At 52.9% G+C, this 17,048-nt stretch carries 14 protein-coding genes and 1 pseudogene; 4 read left to right on the top strand and 11 right to left on the bottom strand.

Translation table 11 applies throughout. From position 1 onward, the window contains the following. Positions 1 to 13: 13 nt before the first annotated feature. A complete protein-coding gene (locus tag MKX76_RS28740; RefSeq protein WP_210094480.1) occupies positions 14 to 484 on the bottom strand; it encodes a DinB family protein in 471 nt (156 codons plus the stop codon). 164 nt (positions 485 to 648) lie between these two features. Between MKX76_RS28740 and MKX76_RS28735 the strand changes: the two genes are divergently transcribed. After that, entirely contained in the window at positions 649 to 1,224 is a 576-nt protein-coding gene (locus tag MKX76_RS28735; RefSeq protein ID WP_210094481.1) for a CGNR zinc finger domain-containing protein, read from the top strand. A 486-nt stretch (positions 1,225 to 1,710) separates the two neighbouring features. On the opposite strand, the gene MKX76_RS28730 is transcribed toward MKX76_RS28735, so the two are convergent. The 10 genes from MKX76_RS28730 to MKX76_RS28685 form a co-directional block, all read right to left on the bottom strand. Continuing rightward, a complete protein-coding gene (locus MKX76_RS28730) occupies positions 1,711 to 3,903 on the bottom strand; it encodes a Tex family protein (protein ID WP_210094586.1) in 2,193 nt (730 codons plus the stop codon). A 799-nt stretch (positions 3,904 to 4,702) separates the two neighbouring features. Next, on the bottom strand, positions 4,703 to 5,053 hold the full coding sequence (locus tag MKX76_RS28725) for a type II toxin-antitoxin system PemK/MazF family toxin (RefSeq protein WP_006212388.1): 351 nt from the start codon (positions 5,051 to 5,053) through the stop codon (positions 4,703 to 4,705). Between the two features lie 3 nt (positions 5,054 to 5,056). Then, entirely contained in the window at positions 5,057 to 5,338 is a 282-nt protein-coding gene (locus MKX76_RS28720) for a CopG family ribbon-helix-helix protein (protein ID WP_028406492.1), read from the bottom strand. A gap of 234 nt (positions 5,339 to 5,572) precedes the next feature. Beyond that, positions 5,573 to 6,760: an alanine racemase gene (gene alr, locus MKX76_RS28715; protein ID WP_144871092.1), complete on the bottom strand. Its 1,188-nt coding sequence runs from the start codon at positions 6,758 to 6,760 to the stop codon at positions 5,573 to 5,575. A gap of 268 nt (positions 6,761 to 7,028) precedes the next feature. Further along, positions 7,029 to 8,141, bottom strand: a complete 1,113-nt coding sequence (locus MKX76_RS28710; protein WP_007132379.1) for an outer membrane lipoprotein-sorting protein — start codon at positions 8,139 to 8,141, stop codon at positions 7,029 to 7,031. Between the two features lie 231 nt (positions 8,142 to 8,372). Then, positions 8,373 to 9,707 carry an MFS transporter gene (locus MKX76_RS28705; RefSeq protein WP_007132378.1) on the bottom strand — a complete coding sequence of 445 codons (1,335 nt, stop codon included), beginning with the start codon at positions 9,705 to 9,707 and terminating at the stop codon, positions 8,373 to 8,375. 54 nt (positions 9,708 to 9,761) lie between these two features. Next, a complete protein-coding gene (locus MKX76_RS28700; RefSeq protein ID WP_007132377.1) occupies positions 9,762 to 10,268 on the bottom strand; it encodes a winged helix-turn-helix domain-containing protein in 507 nt (168 codons plus the stop codon). A 178-nt stretch (positions 10,269 to 10,446) separates the two neighbouring features. Beyond that, on the bottom strand, positions 10,447 to 11,007 hold the full coding sequence (locus MKX76_RS28695) for a GNAT family N-acetyltransferase (RefSeq protein WP_210094484.1): 561 nt from the start codon (positions 11,005 to 11,007) through the stop codon (positions 10,447 to 10,449). A gap of 33 nt (positions 11,008 to 11,040) precedes the next feature. After that, entirely contained in the window at positions 11,041 to 12,384 is a 1,344-nt protein-coding gene (locus tag MKX76_RS28690) for an alpha/beta hydrolase (RefSeq protein ID WP_210094485.1), read from the bottom strand. 487 nt (positions 12,385 to 12,871) lie between these two features. Continuing rightward, positions 12,872 to 13,441: a GbsR/MarR family transcriptional regulator gene (locus MKX76_RS28685; protein ID WP_007132374.1), complete on the bottom strand. Its 570-nt coding sequence runs from the start codon at positions 13,439 to 13,441 to the stop codon at positions 12,872 to 12,874. Positions 13,442 to 13,821: 380 nt separating this feature from the next. Between MKX76_RS28685 and MKX76_RS28680 the strand changes: the two genes are divergently transcribed. The 3 genes and pseudogenes from MKX76_RS28680 (at position 13,822) to MKX76_RS28670 (ending at position 16,778) form a co-directional block, all read left to right on the top strand. Continuing rightward, positions 13,822 to 15,024 carry a quaternary amine ABC transporter ATP-binding protein gene (locus tag MKX76_RS28680; protein WP_007132373.1) on the top strand — a complete coding sequence of 401 codons (1,203 nt, stop codon included), beginning with the start codon at positions 13,822 to 13,824 and terminating at the stop codon, positions 15,022 to 15,024. After that, a pseudogene (locus MKX76_RS28675) lies at positions 15,017 to 15,839 on the top strand (ABC transporter permease); the annotation flags it as partial. The gene MKX76_RS28680 and the pseudogene MKX76_RS28675, both read left to right, overlap by 8 nt. 12 nt (positions 15,840 to 15,851) lie before the next feature. Beyond that, positions 15,852 to 16,778: a glycine betaine ABC transporter substrate-binding protein gene (locus MKX76_RS28670; RefSeq protein ID WP_007132371.1), complete on the top strand. Its 927-nt coding sequence runs from the start codon at positions 15,852 to 15,854 to the stop codon at positions 16,776 to 16,778. Positions 16,779 to 17,048 lie beyond the last annotated feature (270 nt).

The following is a 17,048-nucleotide window of genomic DNA, read 5'->3' as shown; positions in this document are numbered from 1 at the left end:
TCTTGAACAGCGGCTACGAGAAATGGCGCTTGGCCGGCCACGAGCCCTGCATCTTCCGCAGCATAATCAACTGTCCGATATGGTAGGCGTCATGGGTAATTAAGCTAACAAACCGCTGCGGCGATTCCTCAAGCTCCTCCTCCGGCAGCTGCTCGATCTTCTGCCTTAACGCTGCATGAACGTCCTTCAGCTGCTCTTGAGCAAACTGCCATGCTTCCTCGCTCCGCTCTTGAACGATGAAGGTCTCATCATTATCCGCCGCCTCATGGCGCAGCGTTGTCCCTTCAAGCCGGGCAAGCAGCCGCTGTTTGTAATACAGCAGATGCAGCACGTTCTCCCAAATGGAGTTGACCGGGCTCCCTTCAGGCTTCCACAACGCTTGCTCCGCTGTCACATCCTTTAATGCATCGAGCGCAGGCGGGTACCAATCCTCCTGATCCATCACATAATCCCAATTCTGAAGCAGCACGTCCCGTAAACTCATCCTCATCGCCCTCCCCATGATATTAGCGATCAAAGCATGTAACTATCAAATGATGTTTAGACCGTTACAACCAACTTATCATACCTTCACTCTATTTTCAAGTAACTGGCAAATCTCATGTTTGATTGTTACAATAGGAAGCAGCCAAGAAAGGATGTATCACCATGCTATGGGATGATTTTTTGAATAGCGAGTGGCGCGACTGGCGGGGCAGCGGCCGCTCTGAGGATCGGCTGGAACGTAAGGATTGGGTAGAGGAGCTGATCCGCAATCACCGCCTCCGCGTGTCCGCGTTGCCGACCGCTCAAGAGATGGATAAGCTTCGATCGTTCCGCTCCTTTCTTCTGGGTGTTGTACGGTCCATCGCTACTGGAGAAGCCCTGCACGAGAGCCAGGTCAAGGAGCTAAACCGCTGGATGGAAGGCGGTCCGCTCGTCCGGCGGCTTCATGCCGGCATGGATGGGCCGATGGCGATCGGCTACAGGCCGCTCGAATCCGGATGGCAAGGCGCCATCGCCGAAATTGCAGGCTCCTTCGCCGTTACGCTGGCGGAAGGCGAAGCCTCCCGGATTCGGATCTGCACCAACCCGGACTGCCTGTGGGTCTATTACGACGATACCCGCAACCGCTCCAAGCGCTATTGTGACGAGAAGGCGTGCGGCAATCTGATGAAGGTTCGGCGTTTCCGCGCAAAAAAGAAACAGAACGACTCGAGCGACAAGCAGGACGAGCCGAAGTAACTCGAAGCATAAGCTTAACCGGGACGCCGAGGGCACCCAGAACGGCACGAAGCACAAGCTTATCCGGAATACCAAGGCCGCCCAGAACAGCTCGAAGCACAAAGCTTATCTGGAATACCGAGGTCACCAGAGCGACTTGAAGACAAGCTTATCCAGAGTACCGAGGCCACCCGGAATGACTCGAAGACAAGCTTATCCGATGCACCGAGGCCATCCTTGCCGATTAATACTTATGCTGCGTAGGCACAAGCCAATGCTCTTTGGCCTAGAATTCGCTGGATTATACTAGTTGTCCGCATTTCCCCAAAGGCTTCCTATTTGGACTAATAAACCGGAAGGCTGACCGCCGGAGAACAACACATTACGATTTCGCCCGATTTCGATTAGGCCTTGCCTTGAATCTACGCACCCCAAAAAAAGAGGCGTATCCCCATAACAGGAGATACGCCTCTTGCCTCGACGTCAGTTCCATTTCCGCCGTATTAATTACTGATCCTTCGGCTTTCGCATCGTCAGTCCGACGCGGCCTTTCTTCAAATCCACATTCAGCACCCAGACCGTCACGTTGTCACCGACCGAAACGACATCCATCGGATGCTTGACATATCCATCGCTAAGCTGGGAAATATGAACGAGGCCGTCGCTCTTGATGCCGATATCGACAAAAGCGCCGAAATCGATCACGTTGCGAACCGTGCCTTGAAGCTCCATTCCCGGCACCAGGTCCTCGATCTTCAGAACATCGTGCCGGAAGATCGGCTGCGGCAGCTCCTCCCGCGGATCCCGTCCCGGACGCTGCAAGCTGTCCAGGATATCACGAAGGGTCGGCACCCCGACATCCAGCTTCACCGCGAGCTGTTCGGGCTGCTGGGCATCCAGCAGCTCGGCCAGCTCCTTGCTGCCGAGCTTGTCCAGCCCTACCTGGAGCTCCTGGAACAGCCGGTCCACCACCGGATACGATTCCGGATGGATCGGCGTCCGGTCCAGAATGTTCTCGCCGTCAGAAATTCGCATGAAGCCCACGCATTGCTCGAACGTCTTGGCTCCAAGGCGAGGCACCTTCTGCAGCTGCTTGCGGCTCACGAATTTCCCGTTCTCCTCGCGGTATTTCACGATATTCTTCGCAATCGTGGCATTGATGCCCGATACATAAGAGAGCAGCGAAGGGGAGGCCGTATTCACGTCCACGCCGACATGGTTAACCGCCGACTCGACGACCGCCTTCAAGCTTTCCTCCAGATGCTTCTGCGTCACGTCATGCTGATACTGCCCGACGCCGATCGATTTCGGATCGATCTTCACCAGCTCGGCCAGCGGGTCCTGAACCCGTCTTGCAATCGAAGCCGCGCTGCGTTCCGCCACATCCAGATCCGGGAATTCCTCCTGCGCCAGCTTGGAGGCGGAATAGACGCTGGCTCCGGCCTCGTTCACGATCAGGTAAGCAAGCTCAGGATCTCCGATGTCTGCGATCACGTCTTCGGCGACGAACTGCTCCGTCTCGCGTGAAGCTGTGCCGTTGCCGATGACGATGAGCTTAATGCCATACTTGGCAATCAGCTCCTTGAATTTCGCGGCAGCCTCCCGCTTCTTGTTGTTCGGCGGCGTCGGATACGTAACCGCCACCTCCAGCAGCTTACCGGTCTCGTCAACGACGGCCAGCTTGCAGCCCGTCCGGTAGGCCGGATCCACACCCAGCACGCAGCGCCCCTTCACCGGCGGTTGCAGCAGCAGGCTGCGCAGGTTGCCGGCGAAGATCGAGATAGCCTGGTTCTCCCCCTTCTCGGTGAGCTCCCCGCGCACCTCGCGCTCGATCGACGGCGCGATCAGGCGCTTGTAGGAATCCTCAATGACGGCCGTTAAGATATCGGTGACAACAGATGTGCCCTTCAGCACCTGCTTGCCGATATAAGCATGAATGGACTCATATGGAACCTCGAGCCCGACCTTCAGTATATTCTCACGCTCTCCCCGATTAATGGCCAGAATCCGATGCGGCGGCATTTTCTTCGCCAATTCCCGGTAGCTGTAATAATTCTCGTACACCGATTCCGCTTCCGCATCCTTGGCTTCCGAGGTCAGAATGCCGTGGTCCAAGCTGAAGCGCCGTACCCAGGCGCGAATCTTGGCATCGTCCGCAATGTTTTCGGCCAAAATATCCATGGCGCCTTGAAGCGCCTCCTCCGGAGAAGCCACTCCTTTTTCCTCGTTGACATATTTTGCAGCCTCGGCCAGGGCATCGCCCTGCTTCGGCTGGGACCAGATCCATTCCGATAACGGCTCAAGGCCTTTCTCCTTCGCCACGCTGGCCCGGGTCTTGCGCTTTTGCTTATAAGGGCGATACAGATCTTCTACTTCCTGAAGCTTGACGGCGGCTGTAATCGATGCCTTCAGCTCTTCGGTCAGCTTGCCCTGCTCCTCAATAATGCGAATAACTTCCCGCTTTCGGACCTCGAGATTGCGCAAATAGCCTGTCCGTTCCTCGATGCTGCGCAATTGGTTCTCATCCAGCTCGCCTGTCATTTCCTTACGGTATCGCGCAATAAACGGTATCGTATTGCCTTCATCCAGAAGCTCTACGGTCGTACGCACCTGTTTCTCGGACAATTGCAGCTCCCTGGAGATCTGCTTAATGATCCGTTTCAGCTCTTCTTTTCGAATTTGTTCCTCATTCGCTTCCATTACGGCTTCCAAATCAGACAATGATATCCCTCTTTCTATCTTCAACGTAACTTGTACAGCTATTATCCCAAATCTCCGCTGGCATTTCCACCTTACGTCCGTAAAGCAGGCAGCTTTAAGCTTCGTTTCATGTCTTTTTCATCTGTTTTTAAGATTCGCTTTATATTCTATAAATACCTTAACGATCAATTAGCATTTGAGGCAGCTTTAGCGGACAGATCTTCGATCGCTGCCAAGGCTAAGGGTATACCCCGTGCTCATGAAGCGTCGTCCGGGTCATGCTTGAAATAATCCAGAGGGCGGCAGGACTCCCCCGCCATATACCGGACTCACCAACTTCAACCACATGTAGGAGGACATCACGATGAAGATCAACGAAGCATGGACATGGTCCTTAATATGCCTGTTGTTTATTGCAGCCGCTGTTACCACCGCCTATTTTCTCATACCGGCGCCCGGGGCATAATCTTTAAGCCTTGCCCTGCCAAAAGCCATGAGCTATAACCTCTAAGCCTCACCCAGCCAAAAGCCATGAGCTGTAACCTCTAAGCCTCACCCAGCCAAAAGCCATGAGCTGCATGTCTTTTGCTCCTGCTAAGGGGTCTGACCTGCCGCCGGCATCGCGCTCCTGCTCCTGGCTTGTCTCTGTCGCCGGGGGCCCTCAACAACGACACGTCATGAACGATACATATGCTGTACCCGGTTACTCAACGCGCCGCAAAAAACCTCAAGGACACTCTCCTTGAGGTTTTTTGCACATACCTATATGATCTAAACGCATATATACTTGTTCGGTTCGCTAGAAATCGATCAAGCCCAGACTGATCTGCAAGGAATCATCCACCTTGCTCATCATTTCGTCGTCAAGATGGGTGATTTTATCGGTTAGCCGCTGCTTGTCAATCGTACGAATCTGCTCTAGCAAGATAACGGAATCCCGGTCAAATCCATGCGACGCCGCGTCGATTTCGACATGGGTCGGCAGCTTGGCTTTTTGAATTTGTGCCGTAATGGCTGCAACAATTACCGTCGGACTAAACCGGTTGCCGATATCGTTCTGAATGACAAGGACCGGCCTTACGCCTCCCTGCTCCGAACCGACAACGGGTGATAAATCCGCAAAAAATACGTCGCCCCGTTTAACGATCACTGTCTACACCCCGCTTACTAAGCGGTCTAGAGTGTTGTCTGCATCTTCCTCCGCGTGAAACGCCTCGGAAGCCATGGTTAGGTTAATCTTGGCCATTTCCATATAACCCCGTTGCATGGATTCGCGAATATATCGCTTCTTCCGTTCATTCAGGTACAACTTCATGGCTTGCCTAATAAGCTCACTGCGGTTGGAATTCTCCAGCTGCGCGATCCCGTCCACTTCCTGCAAAAGATGATCCGGTAAACTGATCATGATTCGTTTGGTGTTCTGCATATTGGCCACCTTCTATTACACCCCCACAACCTTCTCGCCCTGTGCACCAGTATTACATTATTCAAGGAAATTTATACAAAAGAATATATATGCCGAAGGTATATCATGTATGCTGCATATCATTATAAACTACAATCGACACATTCGTACAGACTTTCGCGACATATTCATCATTCGCCAAAGACCGTCCAGATTCCTCCTGCTGTCTTCCTTGATTTAAAATACACATGCGGCGTCTTTTATTCAAGGGGTGGTCCAAAGCGGGTTCAGCGTCTTTACGGGTATATCATCCCGTATATACCGGCGCGGCACCCGATGGGCAATCATGCAGACGACTTCATAGTGGATCGTTCCCAGCTTGGCAGCCAGCTCATCTGCCGTAATGCGCTCGCCAGACTGCTGGCCGATGAGTACAACCTCTTCACCAGCTTGAATTTGTGCCGACTCTTCGGCAAATGGTTTGAGCGATACCATGCATTGGTCCATACAGATATTTCCGACAACAGGGACGCGGCGGCCGCGTATCAGCACCTCTGCCTTGCCGCTCAGCATCCGGGAAAAGCCGTCTGCGTAGCCGATCGGAAGCGTACCGATCGTCTCCGTTTGCTCGGTGACATATTTCGAGCCATAGCTGATTCCGGAATGCGGAGGGAGATTTTTGACAAAGACCAGCCTGGTCTTTAACGTCATGACAGGGTGAAGGCTCACCGCTCTTCGATTCACTTCCTCCGAGGGATACAGTCCATACAAGCTGATGCCGACACGCACCATATTGTAGGACAGCTCGGGTGTATCGATGGCGGCGGCGCTATTACCCGTATGTATGATCGGGATATGTCTGCCTCTATCCCGCAGCGCGTCCGCTACGCCCTTGAAACGGCGGTACTGTTCCAATGTATAGTCTTTGTTGTTTTCATCTGCTCTTGCAAAATGGGTAAACATTCCTTCGACAATGACCTGCGGCAGCGAGAACGCCTCTTCGATAAACGCAAGGGCATGCTCGCCGGGAAGCAGGCCCAGACGACCCATCCCGCTGTCGATCTTGATGTGTACCTTCAGCGGCTTATCCGGCTCCGCAGGCAGCGCTTGGATCGCTTGGAGCACTTCCGTGCTGAACAGGGTGATCGTTACGTCATGCCGGCGCGCAACCTCCACGCCTTCCGGCGGTGTATAGCCGAGCACGAGGATCGGCAGCGTGATCCCGGCTTGACGCAGCTCGAGCGCCTCATCGAGAAACGCAACGCTCAAGTAGTCCGCACCCAGCTGCTGAAGCTCGCGCGCCACCTCCACGGCCCCGTGTCCGTACGCATTCGCCTTCACGCATGCAAGCAGCAGCATGTCTGTAGGCAGCGCTTCACGAAAGGCGTTGTAGTTGGCACGCAGATGATCCAAGTTGATGTCCGCCAGGGTAGGTCGATATATCGCTTGCAATTCCAGTCACCTTCTTACCATTTTGAAAAAGCTGTAGGCTAATAATAGATTAATGGTAATGTTCCCGAAGGCAACTGTCAATTGACACCTCCTGCCCATTTTTCGTCCATGGCTGGTACCATGAAACGCATAGCATGGAGATCCCTTGGTAAATCAGCAGCAAAACATATCGCAGCCTGCCTCAAAGGTCCTTTATTTGGAAAAAGAGGCGAATGGCCTCATTGTCGGAATGTTCCTTCCGCCAAGCTTGGTATCCGCCTTCATCGTATTATTTACCCGATTGTCCCTGCATGGAAGCAGCGATTTTCTTCATCTCCTCGACGGGGAGATTGGCGCTCGTCAGTCTATATTCGACCCCATCCGTGCTCCAAGTCAGCGTTCGCTGCTGGTCGCCGGTCAGCAGTCCAACCGTCGTAAAGTCAATGTACACCGCTTCGCCCGGCACAAGCGATACGACACGGTCCTTCGGTCTGGATTCCATAATCGTGTACTGGTATACCCCGTCATATTTCAGAATCACCGCATGGTCTTCGCTATTCGGCACTTCCATCGTATCCTTTTCCGTTACACCGGCAGGCACATATTCCGGATAGACGATGCCGAAGGACCCCATGTCTTTGCCCGTGGCCGTCTCCGTCAATCCTTCAGGTGCATTCGCATTGCCGTTCTCGGTACCGGAAGCGATCGGGAGCCCGTTCTCATCCACTTCGGCCAGCATGCCTTGGGTTTCGCCCATCGCGGAGAGGTTCCGGCTCGTGTCAAAGGATTCCTTCGTCAAGTTCGTATCGAACGTGAAGTTATTGAATTTCACTTCAACGACTACGTTCGCTTCCGAATCGGAAACTTGAACCTGCTTCGGCGAATAATTGTCCTTCGCAAGCCAGATCTTCTGCCGGATCAGCGAATGACTGTGATAATTCGCCGCGACGTCAAATACATAGCTGTCCTTATCCTCGGCAAACTGGCGGGTGTTATCGTTCAGGATGCTGCTGAGCAGCGTCTGATACAGATATACCTGCCCTTGGTTATCCGGCCAATCGCTCTTGAAGCGGAAGCTTTTGTTCAAGCTTGGCGTCAGAATAAATACGCCGTCATCGTTGCGGAGCACGATTTGCTTAATGTCCTTCTCCCCGTTGGCCAAGCTGATCCGATAATAAGATGGAGACTGGTACCATACCTCAACTTGATACTCCTGCGGCGTCGTACCGGTATGTATGGTCATGACGCCCGCTCCCTGGTAAGCGCCCTTTGCACTTTCCAGCTTATCTGCCACCTTGTTCAGATCCTTCACAACGCTGTCCGCATTTTTCTTCCCGCATCCCGCCAGTATCGTTGCCATGCATAATACGACAGCGAGCAGCACCCATGAAATCCGGCGCATGTCATCATCCCCTTCAATACATGTTTTGACTTGATTGATACATGTCTATGAGGGACTTGTTCACATTATGCAGACTAGCCTGACAAGCATGAATGCGCGCTTTTTGCTTTTTCGTGAATCCAATCCGTAAATTGCGGATGCTCCGGTATATGCGTAAAAGAGGCAATATGCATGAGCCCGACACATTGCCTCCTCCGAGAATCGGTCTGGAAGACCGGAAATACAGTTTCATCATGCTTCCGTTGATACAATACCGGCCGGGGATTTCTTTGCTGCCGGCGCGAAGCTGCTCTCATCCATATCATTCGGAGCCGGCAGACCCCGCGTTACCGGATCGAAGATCCAGTACAGACCGACAAGCAGCACGACCAGACCGGAGCCGGCAATGATCGAGGAGCTGGCAAGAATCATGCCTAAGCTTCCGCCGATCAGGCTGCCGAGCGGCATTGCAATCCCGCTTAATCCGTTGGCAGCCGCAAAGACCGTCCCCATATTTTTCTCAGGAATCGACTTCTGGATGACCGTATTGATGATGACGTTCGTAATGCCGCCAGGAAACCAGGCCAGGCCGTAAATCAGAACCACCATCCAAGTCCAAGGCGTCAGTACGCTCAAGCACCAAAGGGCTCCCGCCACACAGAAAGCCATCGCGTAAATCATCCCGAGGCGGTATTTCTCCAGCTTCAAATACGGAGCCGCCAGCGCCCCCAGCAGGCTTCCGCATGCTTGCGCCATAAGAAGAATGCCGTAGACGCCGGGGCCGCCGAGACTGTCGGCAAAGGCCGGCATGACCGTAAAGGTTGCGCCTCCGACGGCGTTGATGGCAATGACGCCGAACAGAATCCGCGCCAGCGGTGTCCCTATGAAGAATCGCATTCCTGCTTTCATATCCTCGATGTATAAACGGAAGGCGTTTTTCCGTTTGATTGGCGATGAACCGTCCTTAGGATTTTCTTTATCTCCATTCGTTTGTGCGTTGTTAGATGAAGTTAAACTTGATGCCTTGATGCGAAGCTGGGCAAACAGAAGCGCCCCGATGAAAAAACCGACCGAATTCCACACGTACAGCGATACGGCGCCTAGCAGAATGATGAGCCCGCCCGAAACGGCGTTGCACGCAACGTCAATGCCTTGGTAAGCCAGAGTAAACAATGAATTGCCCTGCGTCAGCTGCTTCTTGTCAATGATTCTTGGCAGTGCCGACATTTGAGCCGGATACACCCACATATTGAGCGTCGACATGATTGGCGTAATGGTCAGCACCAGCCCCACCGTCAGAAAATCGAAATAATAGGCAGCAGGCACGATGAGCAGCAATCCGGCCTGGATGAGCTGCGTGTAAACCAGGATTCCGCGCAGTGGAAAGCGGTCGATGAGCGGTCCTGAGAAAATCTGGATGACCCGGGGCAGAATGGATAGAAACCCGGCCAGACCCGTGTAGAGCGTCGAGCCTCCCAAATCGTAAACGAGCCACATGGCGGCAACAGCGTATAAGCTGTCGCCGATATTCGTCAAGATGCGGCCGATAAAGAGGAGCAGGAAGTTGCGGTTCTTAAAAATTTCCATCGTTTTAACACTCCATTTCAGTTCGTTTTTTGGGGAGGCTCGGAAGCAAGCTCCTTATTTCTTAGACGCCTCTTCGGTAGAGACTAAATTGACGCCGATCGCATACTCCTTGGAATCGTCTTTGGCGGCGATGGTTTTCTTGACCCATTTTTCTAGCAGCGATCTAAAATCCTTCGCCAGCTCTTCCCGCTCCTCTTCCGTCAGCTGCAGCCGCAGCTGGATCTTCGTGCTGGAAACCGCATTGTAATCATCGGCCAGCGCCGGATCCAGCGATTGCGGGCCTGTCGTGTTAAACCATTTGGCCTTGGATTTGTAGTATTTCTCAACAATCCCCCCAACCGTACGGGTCTCTACCAGATCGATCAGGCCTCCATCGTACAGCTTCTGGATATGGTAGTGGATGCTTCCCGGGGATTCGCCCAGCTCATCGGCTACTTGCTTGGCGGTTTTCGGCGTATCGGTCAAGCTCCCGATGATCTTGACTCGCTGTGAGCTCCCGAGCAGCTTCGCCTGTTCCACCGTAATGTCGAACATGCCCTGTTGATTTTGATTCGAATCCATATGAATCACTCCGTTCCAATAATTATTATTCATTCCAATTACATAATTCGATCTGTTTTAGTCGTTTGTTCTAATCTTTCTATTCATTCTAATTTTTTAGATCGTCTTGGATTAATAATAAACCACCTATTACCAATTGTAAATAGGCGGTTTAAAAATAATTTTCTTGGATTACTTTTTACAAGAGCTTGACCATATGACGGTACACATGTCCGTTAATCATGATTTCTTTATCGGTGGCGTAGCCCCTTCTTTCATATAGAGCATAGGCCCGGTCATTCCCGTGTACGACAGCGAGCGCGATTTTACGATATTGCAGCTCCCTTGCCCGCTCCTCCATATAGCTGATTAATGCAGAACCTATGCCTTGCCCGCCGAATGCCGGGGATACGGACAATGTATCGATATAATACTCGTCGACATCGGCTTCCTTATCCAGCGTCAATGTATCGTCATGCTTGAGACGGCGCAAACGCTCGATGATCGGGCGGTCCAGTTCCGGCGCTTGGTCACCTCCGTAGGCCACGATAATTCCGGCTGCTTTGCCTTCGATCTCTTTTACAGCCGCCTGCTTATGGCTAAGCCTGCCCTCATGCTCCCGGAAAAACTGCTCCAGAACACGGACAGCCCCTTCCTTGCTTTCTTCCCCTGTCAACTGGTGCGCAATGTCGTGCAGGGCGTCGTATAGCAGTTTTGATGCAGCTGCTGCATCCTCCGGTCTTGCCGATCTAATCGTCATGATGTTATAACCTCCGATTTTGTTCCAATAATTCTATATCTCCCAACCTTCTACCTCATAATACAGCTCCTGATCGGAAGACGCCACAAACGACCGCCGCGTGATTCCCGAATCCGGCTTCAGCCGCTCATGTCGGCCGAACCCATGCGATACCTTGAACGTAAAAGTAAGACCGTGAGGGATCATCGCGCTCCCCTTGTAGAGCCCGTCTCCCGCCGGCTTGACCTCAATCCCCGCATACAGCGAAGGATAGGTCGGCGTTGATGCCGGGACCTTTACCGTGACCGTTACGTTAACCCGTTCCGGCAAAGCGTCGACAATGGTGATTTCCTTGTCCGCCGTACAGTTCCCATATTGGACGATCACCCGCGTCGTTCCGGGCGATTTGGCGATCAGCGTGCCGTCGGGCTTGACTTCAAGGAGCTGTGGGTCAAGAACCGTATATGTCGCTCGCATGACGGTCTGCATGAAACCGCTCGTATACGTCACCACCGGATTGATCCGCTTGTCGGGACCCTTCACCCCCACGATCTCGCCCCCGCAAATCTCGAGAGCTTCAGGCTTCCCGATTCGTCCGAAGAAGTACAGCAGCGGGGCGTGGGCTCTTGCCGCCCAATCGCTCTGGCTATGACCAGCACCCGGATGCAGGTACAGCATAAGGTCTTCTCCGGGCACAAACCCGTCGGCGACCAGCCGTTCGGCTTCTTCTCTGGCGTACTTCTCCATGAACGTCCCTTCGGCTCCGCCCATATCCAGCCACACCCGAAGCTTCGGATGCGTTCCGTATCTGTGGTAAAACGGAATTTCGCGAAGCTCGCCCTTTTCATCGAAATCGGCCTTAACGAAGTAAGGCGACATTACCGCAATGTGACCGAACACATCCGGACGTCTAAAGCCGATATTGTAGGTGACGATTCCGCCTGCAGAGGAGCCCATCATCGCCGTATGCTCGGGACCGGTCAGCGTTCTGAAGGTTCTGTTGATGTACGGCATCACTTCATCAATGACAAACGCCTCATACCGATCGCCATCAAAAGGCGGTTTGAATGCAAGGTGCATGTTCGGATGCTCGTGAAAATACTCGTTCAGCCTCTGATCCGGCACGGTCGCGATGCCAACGATCAAGATCCCGTCCATCGGTCCTTCGGCGACAAGCCGGTCTGCGGTAACATGCATGTCCCAGGATTCCCCCGACGCATCCGCGGAGAAGACGTGCTGTCCGTCATGCATATAGAGTACGGCGTAACGACGCTCCGTATTCTCGTGATAGTCGGGTGGAAGATAGACGAACAAGCTGCGGGTGTTGCCCAAGATTTCGGATGCAAAATGCGGAATTTCCACCAATCTTTGATCATGCCAGGATTTCGAATGTACCATATGTAACCCCTCCCTCAATGTTCTTGGGGAACAAGGGTGAAGCTTTGACGCGCGATGCCGGATCTATGATGCCGGCTCCCTCCCCGTCCCTGACCCAACAAAAAAAGGCACAACCCGGTGAACAGGTTGTACCTTGTTAGGTAAGCATTGCCTTACTCGTATTATAAAAGAGGTTGTTCAAAAAGTCATCTTTTGATCACGAAGGGAGTCAAGAAGTAACTCGGCATCGAATCTTGAATTCAGCCGGGCCTAAGCTTATGCTTTCGAAGTATGTTTCCTACGGAAACATTTCAGGTGCTCACGTACCCAAAACAGCAGATGCTTTCGCCAAGATGTTTTCTGTAAAACGTGTAGCTCCGCTCCTCAGTCCCTACCTTCATCCAACCTAAAGCGTTTTGAAAAAAACGCACTTCGGAAGCATGCGCCTCGGTGCTGAAAATCCGACTTTTTGAACTCGCACTATAAGGAATTTCAGCTGCTTACAAGATCAGGAACCGCCCTCCGGCGGCTCTTTCGGAACATATTTAAAAATATCTCCGTCAACAAAGGCGTCGATCAACCGCTCCAGCCACCGGTAATAAGCCACGGCTTCACGCATCTTGGTCCGATCGGCCTCAAGCACAGCCACCATAACCGGATCATCCTCATATTCTTTGAGGAGCTTCTCGGTTTCTTGCAATGCCTTGCGGAGGACCAGGATGTTACTCTCCACCGATTTCCTCCACTTAATGTCGAAAAAGTCCACAAAAGTCTGATACCAATCATATTCCACTTCATAGAGGTCTTTGCGGGAGCCCTTCTCCCACACCTTGTTGACCATCTTATTATCGAGCAAGGTTCGCACGCCGGTGCTCATGCTGGTCTTGCTCATCTTCATTTCCTGTCCCATCTCATCCAGGTTCATCGGTTTATCGGCAAAATACAACAGACCATACAAATGACCTGTTGAGAGCGGTATGCCGTACAAGTCCATATTTCGTCCAATATTTTCAATGACACGCTTACGAATCTTTTGCACAGCAGCCTGCCGTTCCTCATCCAACTGGTACAAGCTCATGCTTGCAGCCTCCTCTTTCTGTAACCATCCAAGAAGTCATGCCATACAACAAAACTGATGGACTCGAGTTGTAGTGTGAACGATCTGGAGCGAATCTAAACAAACCCAATCCACACACATTCTCTCGTCTATTGTAGGGAAAGCTATTTTAAAAGTAAAGAACAGCGATGACTAAGCATAAGGGAGCATACGAAAGGATTTGGGAGGATAACTTTGTACAGTTTTTACTGTACGTACTTTACGTACGGATATAACGTTTGATACTTTACGTATCGATTGTTACAATGATGCACATGGGTTTACGAGACGGCAGTGACGGATCGGGGTTGCATTAAGGTTAATACGAACGCGTCTCTACACATTAAAAGGAGGAGTCACTCTTGGCTATTCTGCAAGTGAAGAATGTCAGCAAGTTGTTCGGCCCTGGTGCCGAGCAAGGGCTTCAGCTGCTGGAGCAAGGCTGGTCCAAAGCGCGAATTGCAAAAGAGAAAAATATAACGGTTGGCGTGAACCGTGTCAGCTTTGATATTCAGGAAGGCGAAATCTTCGTCATCATGGGTCTGTCCGGCAGCGGCAAGTCCACACTAGTACGTTTGCTAAATCGGTTGATTGAACCGACTTCAGGAGAAATTCTGATCCATGGCAAGGACCTGAGAAAAATGAATAAGGAACAGCTGCGCGAGGTACGCCGCAAGACGATCAGCATGGTGTTCCAGAAGTTCGCATTGTTCCCGCACCGTACGGTGCTCGACAATGTTGAGTACGGCCTGGAAATTCAGAAGGTCAATAAATCCAAACGGCGCGAAGCCGCCATGAAGGCGCTGGAGCTTGTAGGGCTCAAGGGCTGGGAGGACAAAATGCCGGATGAGCTCAGCGGCGGCATGCAGCAGCGTGTCGGGCTGGCCCGGGCGCTTGCCAACGATCCCGAAATTCTGCTCATGGATGAGGCGTTCAGCGCGCTCGACCCGCTGATCCGCCGGGATATGCAGGATGAGCTCATCGAGCTTCAGGACAAAATGAAAAAAACGATCGTGTTCATTACCCACGACCTGGATGAGGCGCTCCGCATCGGAGACCGCATCGCCCTGATGAAAGACGGCGCGGTCGTGCAGATCGGAACGCCTGAGGAAATTCTGACACAGCCGGCCAACGATTACGTTGAGCGGTTCGTGGAGGACGTCGATCTGTCGAAGGTACTGACGGCGTCGCATGTTATGCGCCGGCCCGAAGCGATTACGCTGGACCGCGGTCCGCGTGTTGCGCTGGAGCTGATGCGCGAGCGCGGCATCTCGAACCTGTTCGTGATTGACCGCGCCAAGAAGCTGCTCGGGGTCATCACCGCCGAGGAAGCTTCCGATGCGATGAAGAACCATCGCAAGCTGGAGGATATTTTGATAACGGACGGTCCTAGAGTCGGCCCGGACACCCTGCTCAACGAGCTGTTCGAAATTACCAGCATGTCCAAAGTACCGCTTGCCGTTGTGGATGACAATGGCCGCCTGATGGGCGTTATCGTCCGCGGGGCCGTGCTTGGCGCGTTGGCCGGGGAATCCAAGAATGAGGGGGTGACGCAAGATGCCTAAGATTCCTCTCGCAAGCTGGATCGATTCCTTGGTGGAGTGGATGGGAGATACGTTCTCGGGCTTTTTCAATGCGATCTCCTTCATTATTGAAGGAATTGTCGAGTTTTTTACAGATGTGTTCATGCTGCCCCATCCGTATCTGTTCATCGTCATCTTGGCCGTCCTCGCGTATTTGCTTGGCCGCTTGCCGCTGACGCTGTTCACGGTCATCGGGTTTCTCATTATCGAGAACCTCGGGTATTGGCCGCAAACGATGAGCACGCTCAGCCTGGTCATCACGGCAGGCTTGATCTCCATCGTGCTCGGGGTGCCGCTCGGCATTTGGGCAGCCTACAGCAAAACCGCATCCAGGATCATCATTCCGATTCTGGACTTCATGCAGACCATGCCCGCTTTCGTTTATCTGCTGCCTGCGGTTACGTTCTTTAGCCTCGGGGTCGTTCCGGGCGTTATCGCTTCCGTCATCTTTGCGATTCCGCCAACGATTCGTCTGACGCGGCTGGGGATTATGCAGGTATCCGGCGAGCTCACCGAAGCTGCGGATGCATTCGGTTCGACTTCCGGACAGAAGCTGTTCAAGGTCCAGCTTCCGCTGGCTATGCCGACCTTAATGGCCGGGATTAACCAGACGATCATGCTGTGCTTGTCGATGGTTGTTATCGCTTCGATGATCGGTGCCCAAGGCATCGGCGCCGAGGTCTACCGTGCAGTAACCCAGCTGCAGATCGGTAAAGGGTTTGAGGCGGGTCTGGCTGTCGTCATCCTGGCGATTGTCCTGGACCGCTTTACACAAAATATATTTAAAACGAAAAAGAGGGGTGCTTAACTTGAAGAACAAGAAATGGTGGTTGATGCTTAGCTTGGCAGCTGTCCTCCTTCTGTCCGCATGCGGACAGGGCGGCAATGGCGGCACGAACGGAGCCCAGGGCGGCGAAGGCGCAAACGGCGGAGCCGCCGGCTCGATCGGCGAGCAGGTAAACCATGAAATCATCGGTATTGATCCAGGCGCAGGTATTATGAAAGCCACGGCTGCCGCGATTGAGGAGTACGGCTTGACGGATTGGAAGCTGATCGAAGGCTCCGGTGCAGCAATGACAGCTACGCTTGATAAGGCGATCAAGAAGAAAGAACCGATCATCATTACCGGCTGGACGCCGCACTGGATGTTCTCCAAGTATGATCTGAAGTATCTTGAAGATCCGAAGAAGGTTTATGGTGAAGCCGAAGAAATTCACACGGTTGTTCGTAAAGGCCTGAAAGAGGATCAGCCGGAGGCTTATCAGTTCCTGAGCAACTTCAAATGGACCTCGGACGATATGGGTCAAATCATGACCGCCATCCAGGAAGGACAGAATCCGGAAGCTGCCGCTAAGGAATGGATGGAAGCCAACAGCGAAAAAGTGAACGAATGGACGCAAGGCGTTCAGCCCGTTGACGGCAAAAGCTTTAAATTCAGCTATGTTGCTTGGGACTCCGAAATCGCCAGCACCAATCTGCTGAAGGTCATTATGGAAGAGAAGCTCGGCTTTAAGGTCGAAGCGCTTCAAGTCGAAGCCGGCCCAATGTGGACCGGGGTCGCCAACGGCGACGTTGACGCTACGGTTGCCGCATGGCTCCCGCTGACGCATGCCGACTACTGGGATAAGTTCAAGGATCAGGTCGAAGACCTTGGCGCTAACATGGAAGGCGTTAAAACCGGCCTCGTCGTTCCATCGTATGTCGACGTGAACTCGATTGAAGATCTGAAGAAGTAAAGATAGAACCTACACGAAAGCCACCCTTTGCGGGTGGCTTTTTTGGGCTATAGGGGGATGTATGGGCAGGACGGGGAGTCCGGGGGCAAGTCCGTTTTGGGGACTTGTTCGCCTGAGGGCGGCGATTGGGCGGGGCCCAAATCCCTTATCGGGACCTGTTGGCTCGTTGGCGTTGCTTTAGCGCAACACAAGTCCCTTTTTGGGACCTGTTGGCTCGTTGGCGCCGCTTTAGCGCAGCATAAGTCCCTTTTCGGAACTTATTTCCCCGTA

The sequence above is a fragment of the Paenibacillus sp. FSL R5-0810 genome, from assembly GCF_038002285.1.
Taxonomy (GTDB): domain Bacteria; phylum Bacillota; class Bacilli; order Paenibacillales; family Paenibacillaceae; genus Paenibacillus_AQ; species Paenibacillus_AQ lactis.
The sequence above is the reverse complement of the archived record's forward strand: the minus strand, read 5'-3'. Positions and strand labels throughout refer to the sequence as shown.